At 57.2% G+C, this 18142-nt stretch carries 16 protein-coding genes; 5 read left to right on the top strand and 11 right to left on the bottom strand.

What is annotated here, in order from left to right; genetic code table 11:
- Window positions 1–56: 56 nt before the first annotated feature.
- Complete coding sequence (locus tag PGS10_RS17060; RefSeq protein ID WP_015365743.1) at window positions 57–170, top strand: protein YohO; 114 nt, start codon at window positions 57–59, stop codon at window positions 168–170.
- Here the strand turns inward: PGS10_RS17060 and PGS10_RS17055 are convergent.
- From PGS10_RS17055 to bglX, 5 genes are all read right to left on the bottom strand, one after another.
- On the bottom strand, window positions 145–882 hold the full coding sequence (locus PGS10_RS17055; protein ID WP_316423290.1) for an ABC transporter permease: 738 nt from the start codon (window positions 880–882) through the stop codon (window positions 145–147). The genes PGS10_RS17060 and PGS10_RS17055 overlap by 26 nt on opposite strands.
- Window positions 879–1814: an ABC transporter ATP-binding protein gene (locus PGS10_RS17050; RefSeq protein ID WP_316423289.1), complete on the bottom strand. Its 936-nt coding sequence runs from the start codon at window positions 1812–1814 to the stop codon at window positions 879–881. The genes PGS10_RS17055 and PGS10_RS17050 overlap by 4 nt, the downstream gene beginning before the upstream one ends.
- Window positions 1807–2964, bottom strand: coding sequence for an ABC transporter permease (locus PGS10_RS17045; RefSeq protein WP_316423288.1), 1158 nt, complete (start codon window positions 2962–2964; stop codon window positions 1807–1809). The genes PGS10_RS17050 and PGS10_RS17045 overlap by 8 nt, the downstream gene beginning before the upstream one ends.
- Before the next feature lie 6 nt (window positions 2965–2970).
- On the bottom strand, window positions 2971–3888 hold the full coding sequence (gene osmF, locus PGS10_RS17040; RefSeq protein WP_045391246.1) for a glycine betaine ABC transporter substrate-binding protein OsmF: 918 nt from the start codon (window positions 3886–3888) through the stop codon (window positions 2971–2973).
- A 146-nt stretch (window positions 3889–4034) separates the two neighbouring features.
- A complete protein-coding gene (bglX, locus tag PGS10_RS17035; RefSeq protein ID WP_074165378.1) occupies window positions 4035–6332 on the bottom strand; it encodes a beta-glucosidase BglX in 2298 nt (765 codons plus the stop codon).
- 201 nt (window positions 6333–6533) lie between these two features.
- Here bglX and dld point away from each other — a divergent pair, with 201 nt between their 5' ends.
- Window positions 6534–8267 (top strand): D-lactate dehydrogenase, encoded by a 1734-nt coding sequence (dld, locus tag PGS10_RS17030; protein ID WP_316423287.1) that lies wholly within the window; start codon window positions 6534–6536, stop codon window positions 8265–8267.
- Between the two features lie 92 nt (window positions 8268–8359).
- On the top strand, window positions 8360–8914 hold the full coding sequence (locus PGS10_RS17025; RefSeq protein ID WP_015365736.1) for a GNAT family N-acetyltransferase: 555 nt from the start codon (window positions 8360–8362) through the stop codon (window positions 8912–8914).
- Window positions 8915–8957: 43 nt separating this feature from the next.
- On the opposite strand, the gene pbpG is transcribed toward PGS10_RS17025, so the two are convergent.
- Together pbpG and PGS10_RS17015 are read right to left on the bottom strand one after the other, a co-directional pair.
- Window positions 8958–9908 carry a D-alanyl-D-alanine endopeptidase gene (gene pbpG, locus PGS10_RS17020; protein ID WP_161798740.1) on the bottom strand — a complete coding sequence of 317 codons (951 nt, stop codon included), beginning with the start codon at window positions 9906–9908 and terminating at the stop codon, window positions 8958–8960.
- Between the two features lie 174 nt (window positions 9909–10082).
- Window positions 10083–10670, bottom strand: coding sequence for a Yip1 family protein (locus PGS10_RS17015; protein ID WP_045391252.1), 588 nt, complete (start codon window positions 10668–10670; stop codon window positions 10083–10085).
- Between the two features lie 154 nt (window positions 10671–10824).
- Between PGS10_RS17015 and PGS10_RS17010 the strand changes: the two genes are divergently transcribed.
- On the top strand, window positions 10825–11418 hold the full coding sequence (locus PGS10_RS17010; protein ID WP_045391255.1) for a DedA family protein: 594 nt from the start codon (window positions 10825–10827) through the stop codon (window positions 11416–11418).
- Between the two features lie 27 nt (window positions 11419–11445).
- On the opposite strand, the gene mdtQ is transcribed toward PGS10_RS17010, so the two are convergent.
- Entirely contained in the window at window positions 11446–12885 is a 1440-nt protein-coding gene (gene mdtQ, locus PGS10_RS17005) for a multidrug resistance outer membrane protein MdtQ (RefSeq protein ID WP_316423285.1), read from the bottom strand.
- A gap of 124 nt (window positions 12886–13009) precedes the next feature.
- Between mdtQ and PGS10_RS17000 the strand changes: the two genes are divergently transcribed.
- Window positions 13010–13744 (top strand): class I SAM-dependent methyltransferase, encoded by a 735-nt coding sequence (locus tag PGS10_RS17000; RefSeq protein ID WP_316423284.1) that lies wholly within the window; start codon window positions 13010–13012, stop codon window positions 13742–13744.
- Between the two features lie 39 nt (window positions 13745–13783).
- Here the strand turns inward: PGS10_RS17000 and PGS10_RS16995 are convergent, their stop codons facing one another.
- Genes PGS10_RS16995 through bglG form a run of 3 tightly spaced genes read right to left on the bottom strand, consistent with a single transcriptional unit; the run spans window position 13784 to window position 18023 of the window.
- On the bottom strand, window positions 13784–15178 hold the full coding sequence (locus PGS10_RS16995) for a glycoside hydrolase family 1 protein (RefSeq protein WP_316423283.1): 1395 nt from the start codon (window positions 15176–15178) through the stop codon (window positions 13784–13786).
- Between the two features lie 15 nt (window positions 15179–15193).
- Window positions 15194–17161, bottom strand: a complete 1968-nt coding sequence (gene bglF, locus PGS10_RS16990; protein ID WP_196796501.1) for a PTS beta-glucoside transporter subunit IIABC — start codon at window positions 17159–17161, stop codon at window positions 15194–15196.
- 28 nt (window positions 17162–17189) lie between these two features.
- Window positions 17190–18023: a transcriptional antiterminator BglG gene (gene bglG / locus PGS10_RS16985; protein WP_316423282.1), complete on the bottom strand. Its 834-nt coding sequence runs from the start codon at window positions 18021–18023 to the stop codon at window positions 17190–17192.
- Between the last annotated feature and the right edge of the window lie 119 nt (window positions 18024–18142).

Raw genomic sequence — 18142 nt, 5'->3', positions numbered from 1 at the left:
TTCATTAACACCTGCGCTTCACCGTATAATCCCTCCGTTAACAAAAGGAGCCTATCATGAAGCCTGCGAAAATCGCGGTCATTACCCTCTTCTTATGCATGGCCATCGGCGGGATCGGCGGCGTCATGCTGGCAGGTTACTCGTTTATTGTTCGCGGCGGTGTCGGCTGATCCACTGGTTCAGCCGTTCAAAAAAGCGGTCGATTATGATCGCGGCGAGCGCCACCAGCAGCGCCCCCTGTAGCACATAAGCGGTATTAAAGCCGCTGAGACCGATTATTATCGGCGTGCCGAGGGTGTTGGCGCCCACCGTTGAGGCAATGGTTGCCGTACCGATATTGACGATGGTCGAGGTGCGGATCCCGGCCAGCATCACCGGCGCCGCCAGCGGCAGCTCCACCTTGCACAACCGCTGCCAGCCGCTCATCCCCATCCCCTCGGCAATATTCAATACCCCAGGCGATATCGAACTTAATCCAGCCAGCGTCCCCTGCAGCACGGGCAATATTCCGTAAAGCGCCAATGCGATAAGCGCCGGCTGCCAGCCGAAGCCCATCACCGGTACCGCGATCGCCAGTACCGCTACCGGCGGAAATGTCTGTCCCATAGCGGCAATGGTTTCCACCAGTGGACGAAACTCTCGCCCGGCGGGTCGGGTGACGATAATCCCTGCCCCCACGCCGATAACCGTCGCGGCAATGCTTGAGAGCGCCACCAGCCAAAAGTGGACCAGCGTCAGCGCCAGAAAACTCTCCTGCTGATAAACCGGGCGCGGCAGCTCCGGAAACAGCCAGCTAAACAGCGGCGCGCTGTGGGGCAATACCAGCAGCAGCGTGATAAACAGCGCTACCAGCCACAGTAGCGGATCGCGAAGCGCCTTCACTTCGTGCCCCTATCGTGTAGCAGGTCTGCAAAGTGCAACGTACCGCACGCTTCGCCCTGTTCATCGACCACCGGCAAAACGTCGCGGCGGTGAGCGACAAACTGCGACAGCGCCTCGCGCAACGTCATCGAGACCTTCAGCGCATCGCCTGCCAGCCGTTCATCCCGGCGCAGGTAATCCCCAACGCCGCGTAGTGAGAGCAGCCGAACGCCCAGTTCGCTACGGCCAAAGAAGGTTTCAACAAAGGCGTTTTTCGGCTGCAGTAGCATCTGCATAGGTTCCCCCTGCTGCACCACTTCGCCACTGTCCATCAGCACCAGGTGATCCGCCAGGCGTAGCGCTTCGTCGATATCATGGGTGACGAGCACGATCGTGCGCCCAAACAGACGATGAATGCGCAGCATCTCCTGCTGCAGCGCTTGGCGGGTGACCGGATCCAGCGCGCCAAATGGCTCATCCATTAACAGCACCTCCGGATTGGCCGCCAGCGCCCGCGCCACGCCAACGCGCTGCTGCTGGCCGCCGGAAAGCTGATGCGGGTAGCGATCGCGTAGCAGAGGTTCCAGGCCAAGTAACGTCATGAGTTCATCAACCCGCTCGGTAATTTTTCCGCGCGGCCACTTTTGCAGCTGCGGCACGGTGGCGATATTCTGCGCCACCGTCCAGTGTGGAAACAGGCCGATAGACTGAATGGCGTACCCCATACGGCGGCGCAGCGCCAGCAGCGGCTGTCGACGGATATCCTCGCCGGCGAAGCGTATCACTCCACTATCCTGTTCCACGAGTTGATTAATCATCTTCAGAGTGGTCGATTTTCCGGAGCCGGAAGTACCAATCAGCACGGAAAACGCGCCTTCGCGCAGATGCAGATTAAGATCCTTCACCGCCGGCTGTCCGGCGAAGGCCTTGTTCACCCCGGCGAATTCAATCATGCGCCTCTCCTTTTAATAACGCGCCCCACAGCGAAAACAGAGCATCCACAACCACCGCCAACGCAATCGTCGGGATGACCCCCAGCAGCACCAAATCCAGCGCGCTGCTGAGGAGCCCCTGAAACACCAAAGCGCCGAAGCCGCCCGCGCCTATCAGCGCCGCCACCACCGCCATACCGACGGTCTGCACGCTGACGACCCGCAGGCTACGCAGCAGAATCGGTAGCGCCAACGGCATTTGGACCTGGCGAAAACGCTGTCCGCCGCTCATTCCCATCGCCATCGCGCTTTCCAGCGCCTCCCGCGGCACCTGCTGTAGTCCGGTCACCACCCCGCGCACCAGCGGCAATAACGCGTACAGCACCAGCGCGATCAGCGCCGGCGCCATCCCGGTTCCAGAAATACCTATATTCCCCAACCACGGAAAATGGCGGGTCAAACCGGCGAGCGGCGCGATCAACAAACCGAATAGCGCCACCGAGGGAATAGTTTGAATCACATTAAGGAAGGTAAATACTGGCGCCTGCCAGTGCGGTCGCCGCCAGAGGGCGAAGCCTATCGATAAACCCAATAATAATCCGGGTAGCAACGTCCCGAACAACAACCATAGATGCTGACGCAGCGCGTCATTAAAGACATCCTCGCGGTTAGCATATTCTTTCAGCAAAGAGAGTTGATCGAGGGCCCCATGCCACAGCAGCAGGCACGGTAGCAACCAAAGCTGCGCATTCAGAAGCCAACGCCATAAAGCGTGCGGAGTCAGTCGGCGGATAGTATCGCTGGCAAGCAGCAGGCATAGCGCGAGAGCAAGCCATAATCCGCTGCCGGGAGAGGTACGCGCCAGCGGGGAGCCCTGTTGCACCAGATGTCGCGCGATGTCTCCGGCGCCCCACATTAGTAGTGGCAGGAGCAAATCGGCAATCAGCAGGCTTCCTAACAGCGCCAGACGGCCAGGGATCCAGCACAATAACAACAGCAGCAGCCCGCCCGCCAGCTGCGCCGCCGCCAGCCACGGCATTTGCGTCCAGAGCCAGCGCGCTTCACCGGAGAGCAGACGATTAGGGGCATAAGTAACAAACGGCAGCGCCGCCACGGCCAACAGCAGTAGCGTGAGCAGCAGCGCCACACGGTTATAACAACGAATAGTCACCAGTCCTTACTTCAGCAGCCCTTTTTGTTGCAGGTAATCGGCGGCAACGCTCTTCGCGTCACGCCCTTCAACGGCAATACTGGCGTTTAGTTTCTGCAATGTTTTTTCATCGAGGCTAGCGAACACCGGCTCCAGCCACTGCGCCATCTGCGGATACGCCTTCAGCACCGCGTCGCGCACCACCGGCGCCGGCGCGTAAATGGGCTGTACGCCTTTTGGATCGCTCAGGGTTTGTAACCCCAGCGCCGCCACCGGCCCATCGGTACCATAGGCCATCGCCGCGTTAACACCGGAGGTTTGCTGTGCCGCCGCCTTAATGGTCACTGCGGTATCGCCGCCCGCCAGCGACAACAGCTGATTCTGATTAAGCTTAAATCCGTAAGCTTTTTCAAATGCCGGCAGGGCATCGGCGCGCTCGATAAACTCCGCGGAAGCCGCCAGTTTAAAGTCGCCGCCCTTCTGTAGATAGGCGCTAAGATCGGCCAATGAAGTAAGATGATTTTGCTCTGCCACTTCCTGTCGCACTGCGATAGTCCAGGTATTATTTGCGGGGGCCGGGGTCAGCCAGATCAGCTTGTTTTTTTCCGCGTCCAGCTTCTTAACTTTTTCATAGCCCTGTTTGGCGTTTTTCCACGCCGGGTCATTTTCATCTTTAAAGAAGAAAGCGCCGTTGCCGGTATATTCCGGATAGATATCCAGCTCGCCGGCGGTAATCGCGCCGCGAACCACCGGCGTGGTGCCGAGCTGGACTTTATTGACCGTTTTCACCCCATGGCTTTCCAGCACCTGCAAAATGATGTTGCCGAGCAGCGCCCCTTCCGTATCGATTTTCGAGCCCACCTTCACCGGTTCCGCCGCCTGCAGCGGCAGGCTAAGCAGGGCTGCAAGCGCCATTACACCTGACCATTTCATTGCCATCATCATCCCGCTTCCCTCATTTTTATACGCTTCGCTTACAGAAGCTTAAGAGAAAAGCGTAGTCCATTTGGCCATTTAACGAAAAAGAAAAGGCCGATTAATCGGCCTTTCAGGTGTAACACCCGGTTTATCCCTTTTTACTGGGCTCGCGACTACAGCAGCTCAAATTCGCTCTGCTTAACGCGGGCGGAATCGACGCCGATAAAGACGTTAAATTTGCCCGGTTCGGCAACGTATTTCATCTGCTGGTTCCAGAACTTCAGCGCTTCAACATCAATCGGGAAGCTGACAGTTTGTGTCTCGCCCGGCTTGAGATTCACCTTCTTAAAGCCGCGTAGCATTTTCACCGGCCGGCTCATCGACGCGGTCACGTCCTGCAGATAAAGCTGGATCACCGTCGCCCCTTCACGTTTGCCGGTGTTGGTCACCTGCACGCTGGCGGTCACGCTGCCGTCTCGCGGCATCGTCGGCGCCGACATTTTGACATCGGAAACGCTAAAGGTGGTGTAGCTCAGGCCATAGCCAAATGGATACAGCGGGCCGTTCGCTTGATCGAAATAACGCGAAGTGTATTTATTCGGTTTTTCCGGATTATACGGACGGCCGGTATTCAGATGGCTGTAGTAGGTCGGGATCTGCCCCACCGAACGGGGGAAGGACATCGGCAGCTTACCGGACGGGTTGTAATCGCCAAACAACACATCGGCGATCGCATGGCCGCCTTCAGTACCGGCAAACCAGGTCTCCAGCAGCGCATCCGCCTGCTGATCCTCTTTCACCAGCGCCAGCGGACGCCCGTTCATCAGCACCAGCACCAGCGGTTTACCGGTCGCTTTCAGCGCGCTAATCAGATCGCGCTGACTTTGCGGCAGGGTGATATCGGTACGGCTGGAAGCCTCATGCGCCATACCCTGCGCTTCGCCCACCACCGCAACGACCACGTCGGACTGTTTCGCCGCCGCCACGGCCTCATCGATCATCTCCTGCGGCGAGCGCGGGTCGACCTGCACCGCTTTCTCATACAGGTTAAGGAAATCGACAATGCCTTTATCGTCAGTAACGTTAGCGCCTTTGGCATAAATCACTTTGCCTTTATCGCCCAGCGCCTCTTTGATGCCGGTCAGCACGGTGACCGACTGGTCGGCCACGCCCGCCGCCGACCAGCTGCCCATCATGTCGCGCTTGCTATCCGCCAGCGCGCCCACCACCGCGATGGTGCCTGATTTTTTCAGCGGCAGCGTATCGAGACGATTTTTCAGCAGCACCAGGCTTTCTCGCGCCACTTCGCGCGCCTCTTTACGATGCAGACGGCTTTCGGCGTTGGTGTCCTGCGGGTCGGACGCTTTCGGCCCCAGATGGCTGTACGGATCGTTGAACAGCCCCATGTCATACTTGACGTTGAGCACGTGGCGGGTAGCGTCATCCAGTTCAGCCATCGTCACCTTGCCGGATTTCACCAGCCCCGGCAGATATTTGCTGTAGTACTCATCGCTCATGCTCATGTTGATACCGGACTTCAGCGCGACGCGCACCGCGTCTTCCGGGTCGGAGGCGACGCCGTGTTTAATCAGCTCTTTGATGGCGCCATGGTCGGAAACGGTGATGCCTTTGAAGCCCCACTGGTCGCGCAGGACGTCTTTCAGCAGCCAGGAATCGGAAGTGGCCGGGGTACCGTTGAGCGAGTTTAGCGCCACCATCACCGCGCCGCTGCCGGCATCGAGACCGGCTTTATACGGTGGCATGTAGTCGTTGAACAGGCGCTGCGGGCTCATATCGACGGTGTTGTACTCTTTACCGCCTTCAACCGCGCCGTAGGCGGCGAAGTGTTTAACGCTGGTCATCACCGAATAGCGGTCTGCCGGGCTCTTGCCCTGCATCGATTCCACCATCGCTTTACCCATCACGGTGGTCAGGTAAGTGTCTTCGCCAAACCCTTCAGAGGCGCGGCCCCAGCGCGGGTCGCGAGAAACGTCGACCATCGGCGCCCAGGTCATATTAAGACCATCGTCAGCCGCTTCGTAGGCCGAGATACGCCCGACGGTATTCACCGCGTCGAGATTAAAAGAGGAGGCCAGGCCGAGGCTTATCGGGAAGACGGTACGCTGGCCGTGCAGCACATCGTAGGCGAAAAACAGCGGGATCTTCAGGCGGCTTAGCTGCATCACCTGATCCTGCATCACGCGGATATCAGGCCGGGTCACGGTATTAAAAATCGCCCCAACCTGACCGTTTTTGATCATTTCCCGGATCGCTTCTTTCGGGTTATCCGGGCCAACGCTGATTAAGCGCAGCTGACCGATTTTTTCATCGACCGTCATTTTTTTCAGCAGTTCGCTAACAAACGCATCTCGCGCCTCAGGCGTCAGCGGATGGTTACCAAACAGTTCATCGGCCAGCGCGGGTTGCAGCGCCAGGCTCACGGCGACGCCAACAGTACACAACCATTTCATTATTATGTATCCCTCTTTGATTCGGTGCTAATAACCCAGCGAAAACGCAGCAAAAACCGCAGTTTGCCATATATATAAACAACGCGCCCGTAGAATGCTAAGGTTCTTATCTGATTTATAGAAACATTCATACACCAAATTGTCATACAAAGCGGTATGCTAACAGCGATATAGCTTTCCTGTGCCCACAAGGAGTGAATCATGTCATCTGCAACAACAATAAATAACCCTCCCTTTTTGGCGGAACTGGCGCGGCTGGTTGGCTCCTCGCATCTGTTAACCGATCCGGCGAAAACCCAGCGTTACCGAAAAGGTTTCCGCTCAGGCCACGGCGATGCGCTGGCGGTGGTGTTCCCCGGTACCCTGCTTGAACTATGGCGGGTGCTCAGCGCCTGCGTACAAGCTGACAAAATTATCCTGATGCAGGCGGCGAATACCGGCTTGACCGAAGGCTCCACCCCGAGCGGCAATGATTACGATCGCGAAATCGTCATTATCAGCACGCTGCGTCTGGACAAGCTGCACCTGCTGGATAAGGGCGAGCAGGTGCTGGCCTACCCTGGTACCACCCTCTATTCACTGGAAAAAGCGCTCAAGCCGCTGGGCCGCGAACCGCACTCGGTGATCGGCTCTTCTTGCATCGGCGCATCGGTTATCGGCGGTATCTGTAACAACTCCGGCGGATCGCTGGTGCAGCGCGGACCGGCCTATACCGAAATGTCGCTGTTTGCGCAGATTGACGCCGACGGCAAACTGAAATTAGTCAACCATCTGGGAATCGATTTAGGCGCGACGCCGGAACAAATCCTGAGCCGCCTCGACGACGATCGTATCACCGATGCCGACGTGCAACACGATGGCCGCCACGCCCACGATCACGATTACGTCACCCGCGTGCGCGATGTCAACGCCGATACTCCGGCTCGCTATAACGCCGACCCGGACCGCCTGTTCGAATCCTCCGGCTGCGCCGGCAAGCTGGCGGTCTTCGCCGTCCGTCTCGATACTTTTCCAGCGGAAAAACGCCAGCAGGTGTTCTATATCGGCACTAACCAGCCGGAAGTGCTCACCGAGATCCGCCGCCACATCCTCGCTGAATTCAATAATCTGCCGGTGGCCGGCGAATATATGCACCGCGATATTTACGATATCGCCGAAAAATATGGCAAAGATACCTTCCTGATGATCGATAAGCTCGGCACCGACAAAATGCCGTTCTTCTTCACCATGAAGGGGCGCACCGACGCGATGCTGGAAAAGGTTTCCCTGTTCAAGCCGCACTTCACCGACCGCTTTATGCAGAAGCTCGGTCATGCCTTCCCGGCGCACCTGCCGGAGCGTATGAAAACCTGGCGCGATAAGTACGAACATCATCTGCTGCTGAAGATGGCCGGCGACGGCATCGAAGAAGCGCAGAAGTGGCTTACGGACTATTTCCATCAGGCTGAAGGCGATTTCTTTGTCTGTACCGCGGAAGAAGGCAGCAAGGCATTCCTGCACCGCTTCGCCGCCGCCGGCGCGGCGATCCGCTATCAGGCGGTACATGCCGACGAAGTGGAAGATATTCTGGCGCTGGACATCGCCCTGCGCCGCAATGACACCGAATGGTTCGAACATCTGCCGGCGGAAATCGACAGCCAGCTGGTCTACAAGCTCTACTATGGCCACTTTATGTGTCACGTCTTCCACCAGGATTACATCGTGAAGAAAGGGGTCGACGCGCACGAACTGAAGGAAAAAATGCTGGATCTGTTGAAAGCGCGCGGTGCGCAGTATCCGGCGGAGCACAACGTCGGCCATCTGTATGAAGCGGCGGAGAGTTTAAAGCGCTTCTATCGCCAGAACGATCCCACCAACAGCATGAATCCGGGTATCGGCAAAACCAGCAAACAAAAATACTGGGGCGAGGCGCAGAAGCCGACGGAAGCACAATAATCGTTAACCAGGACTGTTCAGCCGCGGGGCTTCTGTATTACGCTGCATGCCGGAGAAAAAGACTCTCCGGCCAATTAGCTTGAGGAGCCCCCATGTCCGCCAAGGATAAGTTACAAGACGCCGACTTAGAGATCCGCGAAGCGCTGCCCGATGACGCACATGCGATTGCCGCGCTGTACGTCTGGCACGTGCTTAACGGCCGCGCCTCGTTTGAAGAGATCCCGCCTACCGTCGACGAAATGCGCAAGCGAATTAAAACCGTGCGCGATAACGGGCTTCCGTGGCTGGTAGCGCTGTGGCGCGGCACCATTGTCGGCTACTGCTATGCCACCTTTTACCGCCCTCGCCCGGCCTATCGCTATACGCTGGAAGAGTCGATTTACGTCGAGTCCGGTATGGGCGGGCGCGGCATCGGCAGCGCGCTGCTGACGCGCCTCATCGCGCAGTGTGAACAGGGGCCGTGGCGGCAAATGCTGGCGATTATCGGCGACGGCCACAACAACGCCGGCTCGATTGCCATTCATAAGAAATTTGGCTTTACCGTTGCCGGACAGTTGCGCAGCGTCGGCTATAAGATGGGCGACTGGCGCGATACCCTCATTATGCAGCGCCAGCTTGGCGACGGCGACTGGACGTTACCGGAGTGATATTAGAATTCCCGGATTGCGGCGCAATCCGGGGAAGGACAAATTAATCGTTCTGCGCGGTCTGCGTGCCGCCTTTCAGCATCGCTTCCGCCATCTGCGCTTCGCGCTGCTTTTTATAGCTCAATGCGGAGGCCGGAACCGGCATCACCTTGCCGGTTTCAATCCAGGTCCGTAAACGGCTGGCGTCGGCAAAATGGGTGTATTTGCCAAATGCGTCCATTACCACCAGCGCCACCGGGCGTTGATTAATCACCGTACGCATAATCAGGCAGTGGCCGGCGGCGTTAGTAAAGCCGGTTTTGGTCAGCTGAATATTCCAGTTATCGCGATACACCAGGTGGTTGGTATTGCGGAACGGCAAGGTATAAGCCGGATGCGCAAAGGTGGCGGTATCTTCTTTGGTGGTGCTTAGCTGGCCGATCAGCGGATATTGTTCGCTGGCGATCAGCAGCTTAGTCAGATCGCGCGCCGTGGAGACGTTATGCACCGACAGGCCGGTCGGCTCAACATAGCGTGTATGGGTCATCCCCAGCGCCTGCGCTTTGGCGTTCATCGCGCGGATAAAAGCGTTATAACCGCCAGGATAGTGGTGCGCCAGGCTGGCGGCGGCGCGGTTTTCCGAGGACATCAGCGCCAGCAGCAGCATATTGCGGCGGCTGATTTGGCTGTTAAGACGCACGCGGGAATAGATACCTTTCATCTCCGGCGTCTGGCTGATATCAACGGTCAGCATCTCGTCCAGCGGTAAATGCGCATCCAGCACTACCATAGCGGTCATCACTTTGGTAATAGACGCCATCGGGCGCACCAAATCGGGCTGGCTGGCGTAAATGATTTTCTTGGTCGCCAGATCGACGATCATCGCGCTACCGGAAGCGATATCCGGCTGTGAAGCGGCGGTTACCGCAGTGGTTTTTGCTATCGCCTGGGGCGCAAAAGGCACAGCCAGCAGCAAAGTCAGGCTGAGCAAAGAAATTCGAAAATTCGGCATCATGGGCATTCTGAAAAGTATTTTTGCACGTTATAGAACGTACGCCGCGGCGTAAAGTGGGCTACGCCGCTGGCAAACGCCATCATACCGCGTCATAACACCCTGAGGCCAATAAGAATCGTGAGTAAATGCTGCATTGCCGACATAATTATTCATTTCTGCCGGCAATGCATCTGATTAGAAGAGTCGGTACCCGTAGCCCCACAGCACGACGGTGATCGCCAGCAGCACTTCCAGCACCAGCACCCCGATAGCCAGGGTTGAGCTGGCGAAGCTGAGCCCCTCTTCCTTATTAATACTCAGGAAGGTCGGAATACCCAGATACAGCAGATAACCGGTGTAAAACAGCGCGATGGTGCCTATTAACGCGCACAGCCATACCAGCGGATAGAGCGCCACGATCCCGCTTAAAAACAGCGGCGTCGCGACGTAGCCGGCAAAAACCATACAGCGTTTCAGCGACGGCTGTTGCGGATAGCTCCTGGCCATCCACCAGATCACCCGCCCCATCACCGCCACCCCGGCCAGCATCACGGCATAAAACAGTACCGCTAATACCAACCCGGTCATCAGTGAAAGCTTAATCACCGTGCCGTCGCCGAAGTTCCAGCCGAGCTGCGTCGTACCGATAAAGGCGCAGATAACCGGAACCGCCGCCATCACCAGCACATGGTGGGTATAATGGTGCGAAATGGTTTCATTTTCACTCTTGATCACGCTCATCTCTTGATTAGGATGAGAGAAGAGTCCCCAGACATGGTTCATAGCGTCCCCCTTGTCACGGCTTCGTACAGCACTGATCCAAGTATAATTCACTCTGTAGATTATTTTGTGTACAGCGATAAAAATGCGCTTCAGACCGTTTTAATCATCAGGGTGTATGATTAAGGGACTGGTAATAGTAGGAGTTTATGTTTATATGGATATCAATCACCTGATTTCCCAATACGGCTACGCGGCGCTGGTTATCGGCAGCATCGCAGAAGGTGAAACCATCACCATCCTTGGCGGCGTGGCGGCGCATCAGGGTTTATTGAAGTTTCCTTTGGTGGTCGTTGCCGTAGCCTTAGGCGGCATGATCGGCGATCAGCTACTCTATTTTCTGGGGCGCCAGTTCGGCGGCAAGCTACTGCGTCGCTTCTCGCGGCAGAAGGCGCGGATCCGAAAAGCGCAGCGCCTGATTCAGCGGCATCCCTATCTGTTCGTTATCGGCACCCGCTTTATGTACGGCTTTCGGGTTATCGGCCCGGTCTTGATCGGCGCCAGCCGCTTGCCACCGAAAATTTTTCTGCCGCTGAATATTTTCGGCGCCATCGTTTGGGCGCTGATTTTTACCACCCTCGGCTACCTTGGCGGCGAGGCGATAGGCCCGTGGCTACATCATCTCGATCAGCACATCAAACACTGGGTCTGGCTGATCCTGGTGGTGGCGCTGGTAGTCGGAGCTCATCTGTGGCTGAAACGCCGGGAAGCGAAAAGAAAAGCGCAAGATACAGAGGATGATAATGAATAGCGGCGCCGCGCGCCGCTATTGACGCCGTTATTTCGTCGTCTGGTGATAACCGCCGCCCAGTGCGGAAGTCAGCTGAATGCTGGCGTCCAGCCACTGGCCGTGCAGGCGCAGCGCGGTAATTCGCTCCTGTAGCGCAGGTAGCTTCGCCATGCTCACGCGGGAGCCGGGTAAGATACCGGCGTTCATTCGCGCCTGGGCGAGATTGACCACCCGCTGCGCGTCTTTCTCCACCTGCTGCTGCTGCTGGTTTTTCTCCATCAGCGTCTCTACCTGGCTTGCGGTTTTCGCCACCTGGTTCACCGCATCGACTACGGCTTTGTTGTATTTAGCGATCGACAGGCCGTTCTGCGCGCTGGCGATATCGAGATTAGCGTTCAACCTGCCGCTATCAAAGATAGGCAGCGTCAGCCCGGCGGTCACGCCCATCTGCTGCGCCGAGTGACGGAACAGATCGCTTAAATGCAGCGCATCCTGCTGCAGGAACGCCATCAGGTTGATATCCGGATAAAACGCCGCTTTCGCCGCATCAATTTCGCTCAGCGAGGATTCGATATACCAGTGGGCTTCCTGCAGATCCGGACGGCGGGCCAACAGTTCATAGCCCAGTTCGCTCGGCATCTGCGCGCTGACCGCGGGCAGCGGCGCCGCTCGCAGATTGAGCGACTGGCTTTGGCTGTTGGTTAACGCCATCATCCGCGCCTCAATCTCTTTCATATTACCCGCCACGTCGGCCAGCTGCTGATCGGTTTTGCTGACGTTAATGTCGTTCTCCGCCCCTTCGGCGGAGTTGGTGATGCCACGCTGATAGAGCGCGGTATCGACGCTAACAATATTATTCTGTTCGCTTTTAACCTGCTGCAGCACCGTTTTTACCGCCGCTTCGGTCTGCCACTGCCAGTACAGGCGCGCCACGCTGCTGGCCAGCAGCTCGCGGGTCTGCGCCTCCTCGGCGAGCTGGGCTTTCACTTCGCCGATGCGCGCTTTCACCAGCGCGCGGTTTTTCCCCCACAGGTCCAGATCCCAACCGGCGGTCAGGCCAAAGGTACCGTTGGTATACCAGGGTCCGGTATTGCCGTCGGTGTCGGTGGCGAATGGCCCCATCAGGCCTTCCGCGGACATTTTCTGTCGTTCGATATCGGCGGAGAAATCCATCTCCGGACCGAGATTCGCCTGAGACATTCGCGCCTGCGCTTCGGCCAGCTTGATGCGCTGCGCGGCAATTTGCATATCCGGAGCATTAGCTAACGCGCGCTGAATCAGATTATCCAGTTGGGCATCGTGGTAATCTTTCCACCAGTCGGTATGCGGCCAGCCATTTTTTACGGCGGCGGGCAGATCCATCGAAACGTGAGATGCCGGGGTTTGCTGCTTTAAAGGGCCGCCAATGTCATGCGATGGCGCGCAGCCAGCCAGCGCGATGGCCAGTGGCAGTGCCGCCAGCACGCTTTTGCTCAGTGTAAGATTCATTCTTCGGGTCGGGTTACTTATAAAGGTTGGTCATCATAAATTAATTGAATGACGGTCGTTAAGTAAAGCGTGTGCATTGACAATGAGTCAGCTAAAAATAAACAAAGTTATTATTGGAGTTGCAATGAGTCAGAACATTTATGACGATCCCGGTTTCTTTGCCGGTTACGCCACCCTTGACCGCTCGGTGAAGGGGCTTGACGGCGCGCCGGAGTGGCCGGCAATTCAGCGCCTGCTGCCGGCGTTAGATGGCCTGCGGGTGGTCGATCTCGGCTGCGGATACGGCTGGTTTTGCCGCTGGGCGCAGCAACAGGGAGCAAAACAGATAATCGGTTTCGATCTCTCCAGCCGGATGCTGGAGCGGGCGCGGGAGATGACCACCGGCGAGACTATCGAATATCGCTGCGCCGACCTGCAAACCCTGACGCTGCCCGCGAATAGCTGCGATCTGGTCTACAGTTCGCTGGCGCTGCATTATCTGCCAGACGTCGCGCCGCTGTTCGCCATGCTCTATCAGGCGCTGGTTCCCGGCGGTACGCTGGTCTTTTCCGCCGAACACCCCATCTATACCGCGCCGCTGCAGCAGGGTTGGCAGGTAGATGAACAGGGGCAAAAACGCTGGCCGGTGAGCCACTATCAGCAGGAAGGCGAACGTATCAGCAACTGGTTTGCCGAGGGGGTGATTAAACAGCATCGCAAACTCTCAAGCTGGATTAACGCGCTTATCGCCGCCGGTTTTATGCTGGAGCAGCTTGATGAGTGGGGCCCGAGCGCCGAGCAAATCGCCGCCCAACCGGCGCTCGAGGAAGAGAAAGAGCGTCCGATGATCTTTTTACTGCGCGCCGGTAAACCGGCTTAAACGGCATGCGGCCCGGAAAAAACCGGGCCGCCGAACAGCTTATTCCTGCAGACTACCGCCGTTGCTGGCAATCACCGCCTGATACCAGGCGAAGCTTTTCTTCTTACGCCGTTCGAGCGTCCCCTGTCCGCGATCGTCACGATCGACATAGATAAAACCGTAGCGCTTGGACATCTCGGCCTTCGACGCGCTAACCAGATCGATTGGCCCCCAGCTGGTAAAGCCCATCAGTTCAACGCCGTCATCAATGGCTTCGCGCGCTTGCACCAGATGATCGTTGAGATAGCTGATGCGATAGTCATCGTTGATGCTGCCGTCGGCCTCGATTTTATCCTTCGCCCCCAGACCATTTTCAACGATAAACAACGGCTTCTGATAGCGGTCCCACAGTACGTTCAACAGCGTACGCAGCCCCAGCGGGTCTATCTGCCAGCCCCACTCCGAGCTTGCCAGATGCGGGTTCGGCACCATGCTGAGAATGTTGCCGCGCGCCTGCTGGTTCAGCGCTTCATCGGCGGTGACGCAGCCGGACATATAGTAGCTAAAGGAGATAAAATCGACGGTCTCTTGCAGCGCTTCCCGGTCGTCGTCGGTGATGGTCAGCGTTATATCGTTTTCGCGGAAATAGCGCTGCATGTAGCCCGGATAGGCGCCACGGCACTGCACATCGCCGAAGAACTGCCAGCTGCGGTTTTGCTGCAGCGTTTCAAAGACATCTTCCGGCTTGCAGCTCAGCGGATACATCAGCCCGCCGAGCAGCATATTGCCAATTTTCCCTTGCGGTACCAGTTCATGACAGGCTTTGACCGCCAGCGCGCTGGCCACCAGCTGGTGGTGGATAGCCTGATAGACTTCGCCTTTACTGCTACCGGCCGGCAGGCCGACGCCGGTCATTGGCGCATGCAGCGACATATTAATTTCGTTAAAAGTGAGCCACAGCTTGACCTGATTTTTATAGCGGCTGAATACCGTCCGGGCGTAGCGCTCGAAAAAGCCAATCACCTCGCGGCTGCCCCAGCCGCCATAGTTTTTCACCAGCGCCCACGGCATCTCATAGTGCGATAGCGTCACCAGCGGAGTGATGTTGTGCGCGGCCATCTCGGCAAACAGCTTGTCGTAGAAGGCCAGCCCGGCTTCGTTCGGCTCGGCGTCATCGCCGTTCGGGAAGATACGCGTCCAGGCGATCGAGACCCGCAGACAGTTGAAGCCCATCTCAGCAAACAGCGCGATATCCTGCGGGTAACGATGGTAAAAATCGATCGCCACATCTTTAATACCGCTGTCGCCGGCGACGCGCTCCACGACGTCGCCGAATACCCCCTGCGGCTGCACGTCGGAGGTGGATAAACCTTTGCCATCTTCCAGATATGCGCCTTCGACCTGATTTGCCGCGGTGGCGCCGCCCCATAAAAAGCCCTGCGGGAATGTTTTCATCGCTCTCTCCTGTGATTAATGGCTAACGGACAACAGCGGCTGGCCGGCATCCACGACGCTCGCGGACACAATCTCAACGCTGCGGTAATCATCGCTGTTGCTGATAATAATCGGGGTCGCCAGGTCGTAACCGGCGTCCAGAATGGCCTGACGATCGAACTCCAGCAGCAGATCGCCGGCCTGAACTTTGTCCCCCTCTTTGACATGGGCGGTAAACGGTACGCCGTCGAGTTTGACGGTATCAATGCCGACGTGGATCAATAGTTCAATGCCGCTGTCGCTCAGCAGGCCGATGGCGTGTTTAGTCTGAAACAGTGAGGCGACCTCGCCAGAAAACGGGGCAATGACCTTGCCCACCGCCGGAATAATGGCTACGCCTATGCCCAGCAGGCCGCTGGCGAAGGTGCTATCCGGCACCTGATCGAGGGCCAGTACGCTGCCGGACATCGGCGCCAGAATATCGTTTTCCGCCGCGGGCGCGACGACGACCGCCTGTTCTGCCTGGCTGCGCGGCAAGCCGGCGAAGAAGGTCAATACGCAGGCGAGAATGAAAGCCACGCCGGTGCCAATGAGACCGCCCCACACGCTAAAATCAATGCCGCCGGGCGGTATCATCTGCGCCGGAAAGAAAATGTTCGGCACCCCAAAGGAGTAGGCGTAGCTATTACTGAAGGCGGTAATCGCGCCGCCAATCGCGCCGGCGATACATCCGAAGATAAACGGGCGACGTAACGGCAGCGTCAGGCCATAAATGGCAGGCTCAGTGATGCCAAACAGCCCGGCGGAAAACGCGGAACCGGCCAGCATCCGCTGACGCGAATCGCGCGTGGCCAGCAGTATCCCCAGCACGGCGCCCACCTGGGCTATCACCGCCGGCAGAATGATCGGCAGCATAGAATCATGCCCCAACACGGTCATGTTATTGATCATCAACGGTATCAACCCCCAGTGCAGGCCAAAGATAACGCATACTTGCCATAGCGCGCCCAGCACTGCGCCTGCCAGCCATGGGGCAAAAACGTAGATAACCTGATAGCCATTGGCAATCATGTGGCTCAGCCAGGTCGCCAGCGGGCCTATCACCAGAAAGGTCAGCGGCACTACCACCGCAAGACAGATTGCCGGGGTAAAAAAGTTCTTCATCGCCGACGGCAGCACCGCGTTACTCTTCCGTTCCAGCCAGCAGCAGACCCAGGAGGCGAGAATAATCGGGATCACCGAGGAGCTATAATTGATATAGGTCACCGGTATACCGAGAAAATGCTCCACGGGCGCCCCCGTCTGACTGGCTTCAAAGGCCTGCATCATTAGCGGGTGGGTTAACGCGCCGCCGATCACCATTGAGATAAACGGGTTGCCGCCAAACTTTTTGCCGGCGGTGTAGCCAAGAAACAGCGGGAAGAAAAAGAACAGCGCGTCGCTGGCGGCAAACCAGATTTTATAGGTCCCCTGCTGCGGCGTGAGCCATCCGCAGGTTAGCGCCAGCGCCAGCAATCCTTTCAGCAGACCCGTCGCCGCCATCACGCCAATAAAAGGGGTAAAGATGCCGGAGATGATGTCGATCAGCTGACTTAATACCGAGCTTTTCGCCGCTTTCTCCTGCGGCACCGGTTCGCTGTCGTCACTTAACCCCGCCTGCTGGCGCACTGCCAGCCAGACATCGTGGACATGGTTACCGATGACCACCTGAAACTGGCCGCCGCTTTCGACTACCATGATCACACCAGGGTTCGCCTTCAGCCCTTCGGCATCGGCCTTCGCGTTATCTTTCAATTTGAAACGCAGACGTGTCGCGCAGTGAACCAGACTCACAATATTCTCTTTGCCGCCGACGCGGTGAAGAATATCCTGCGCGAGTGCTTTATATTCCATGCTCTTTTCCTTACTGCCGCTGCCCACAGACAACCGGCGACTGAGTAGTAAAAATAAAAAAACCCGAGAACCACGCCGGTTGGCGTCGCGCTCAGGTTTTGCCTGCATCATGCAGTAACAATCCAGTTTTGTTGGGGGATTAACGCCCCTCTTTTCTTACCCGCTCGATATGAATGGCAAGAAACATAATCTCTTCGGTGGTCAGCGCCCGTTGATAATTCTTTTGCAGGTGCTTCGCCACCGTTTCCGCGCACTTCCACGCTTTGGCGTAGTTATCTTTCACCGCGCTGTGCAGCGTGACGTCGTCATCCTGCACTACCGTTCGCGTTAACATGCGCTGGGCGAAAAACTTCAGATGGGTCACAAAGCGCTGGTAGCTGAGCGACTCTTCATCGTAGTTAAGCTGCAGCTGGTACTTCACCAGTTGCAGGATCTCCTGCATCACCCGCGTTACGTGCATCACTTCCGGCATTTCGCTGTTGAGCTGCGCCGTCACCAGATGCAAAGCGATAAACCCGGCTTCATCCTCGGCAAGCTCGACGTCCAGCCGGCGGGCGATGATGGCCCTCGCCTCCTGACCCAGTTCGAACTCCTTCGGATACAGCCGTTTAATCTCCCACAACAGCACGTTGCGAATCGCGACGCCGTTTTTCTGCCGCTCAATGGCAAAGTGGCAGTGGTCAGTTAAGGTGATGTATAAACTTTCCTGTAACTTTCCCAACCGCCCGCGGGCCAGCTCGATGATACGATCGCAGGTGGTCATCACTTCTAACGGTATCTGACTGAGTAATTCGCCTAAGCGGCCAACCAGTTCATCGCTTTGTAAGGCGAAGACTTTTTCAATTTTACTTTCGTCCAACGAGTCGCCCACGCGCTTTTGAAAGGCCAGCCCTCGCCCCATCACCACCTGTTCGCGCTGCTGCTCGTTGACCACTACCACCACGTTATTATTAAGTACTTTGGCGATTAGCATATGAACCCCAGAAACAAAAAAACCTGACCCCCGACAAATGCCAGGTAATCAGGTTTCGCCTGCCGAAGCAGTAGCAATCCAACTATTGCACTGTATCAACTTCTTGTGACGACTCAAGC

Origin of the sequence: Klebsiella sp. 141153 (genome assembly GCF_032601995.1) — a bacterium.
Lineage (GTDB): Bacteria > Pseudomonadota > Gammaproteobacteria > Enterobacterales > Enterobacteriaceae > Klebsiella > Klebsiella aerogenes.
The sequence above is the reverse complement of the archived record's forward strand: the minus strand, read 5'-3'. Positions and strand labels throughout refer to the sequence as shown.

What these genes read in the sequence shown, in the direction of transcription:
- PGS10_RS17060 (WP_015365743.1), top strand. Translation starts at nt 57, where the DNA reads ATGAAGCCTGCGAAAATCGCGGTCATTACCCTCTTCTTATGCATGGCC.
- PGS10_RS17050 (WP_316423289.1), bottom strand. Translation starts at nt 1,814, where the DNA reads ATGATTGAATTCGCCGGGGTGAACAAGGCCTTCGCCGGACAGCCGGCG.
- osmF (WP_045391246.1), bottom strand. Translation starts at nt 3,888, where the DNA reads ATGATGATGGCAATGAAATGGTCAGGTGTAATGGCGCTTGCAGCCCTG.
- bglX (WP_074165378.1), bottom strand. Translation starts at nt 6,332, where the DNA reads ATGAAATGGTTGTGTACTGTTGGCGTCGCCGTGAGCCTGGCGCTGCAA.
- dld (WP_316423287.1), top strand. Translation starts at nt 6,534, where the DNA reads ATGTCATCTGCAACAACAATAAATAACCCTCCCTTTTTGGCGGAACTG.
- PGS10_RS17025 (WP_015365736.1), top strand. Translation starts at nt 8,360, where the DNA reads ATGTCCGCCAAGGATAAGTTACAAGACGCCGACTTAGAGATCCGCGAA.
- pbpG (WP_161798740.1), bottom strand. Translation starts at nt 9,908, where the DNA reads ATGATGCCGAATTTTCGAATTTCTTTGCTCAGCCTGACTTTGCTGCTG.
- PGS10_RS17015 (WP_045391252.1), bottom strand. Translation starts at nt 10,670, where the DNA reads ATGAACCATGTCTGGGGACTCTTCTCTCATCCTAATCAAGAGATGAGC.
- PGS10_RS17010 (WP_045391255.1), top strand. Translation starts at nt 10,825, where the DNA reads ATGGATATCAATCACCTGATTTCCCAATACGGCTACGCGGCGCTGGTT.
- mdtQ (WP_316423285.1), bottom strand. Translation starts at nt 12,885, where the DNA reads ATGAATCTTACACTGAGCAAAAGCGTGCTGGCGGCACTGCCACTGGCC.
- PGS10_RS17000 (WP_316423284.1), top strand. Translation starts at nt 13,010, where the DNA reads ATGAGTCAGAACATTTATGACGATCCCGGTTTCTTTGCCGGTTACGCC.
- PGS10_RS16995 (WP_316423283.1), bottom strand. Translation starts at nt 15,178, where the DNA reads ATGAAAACATTCCCGCAGGGCTTTTTATGGGGCGGCGCCACCGCGGCA.
- bglF (WP_196796501.1), bottom strand. Translation starts at nt 17,161, where the DNA reads ATGATGCAGGCAAAACCTGAGCGCGACGCCAACCGGCGTGGTTCTCGG.
- bglG (WP_316423282.1), bottom strand. Translation starts at nt 18,023, where the DNA reads ATGCTAATCGCCAAAGTACTTAATAATAACGTGGTGGTAGTGGTCAAC.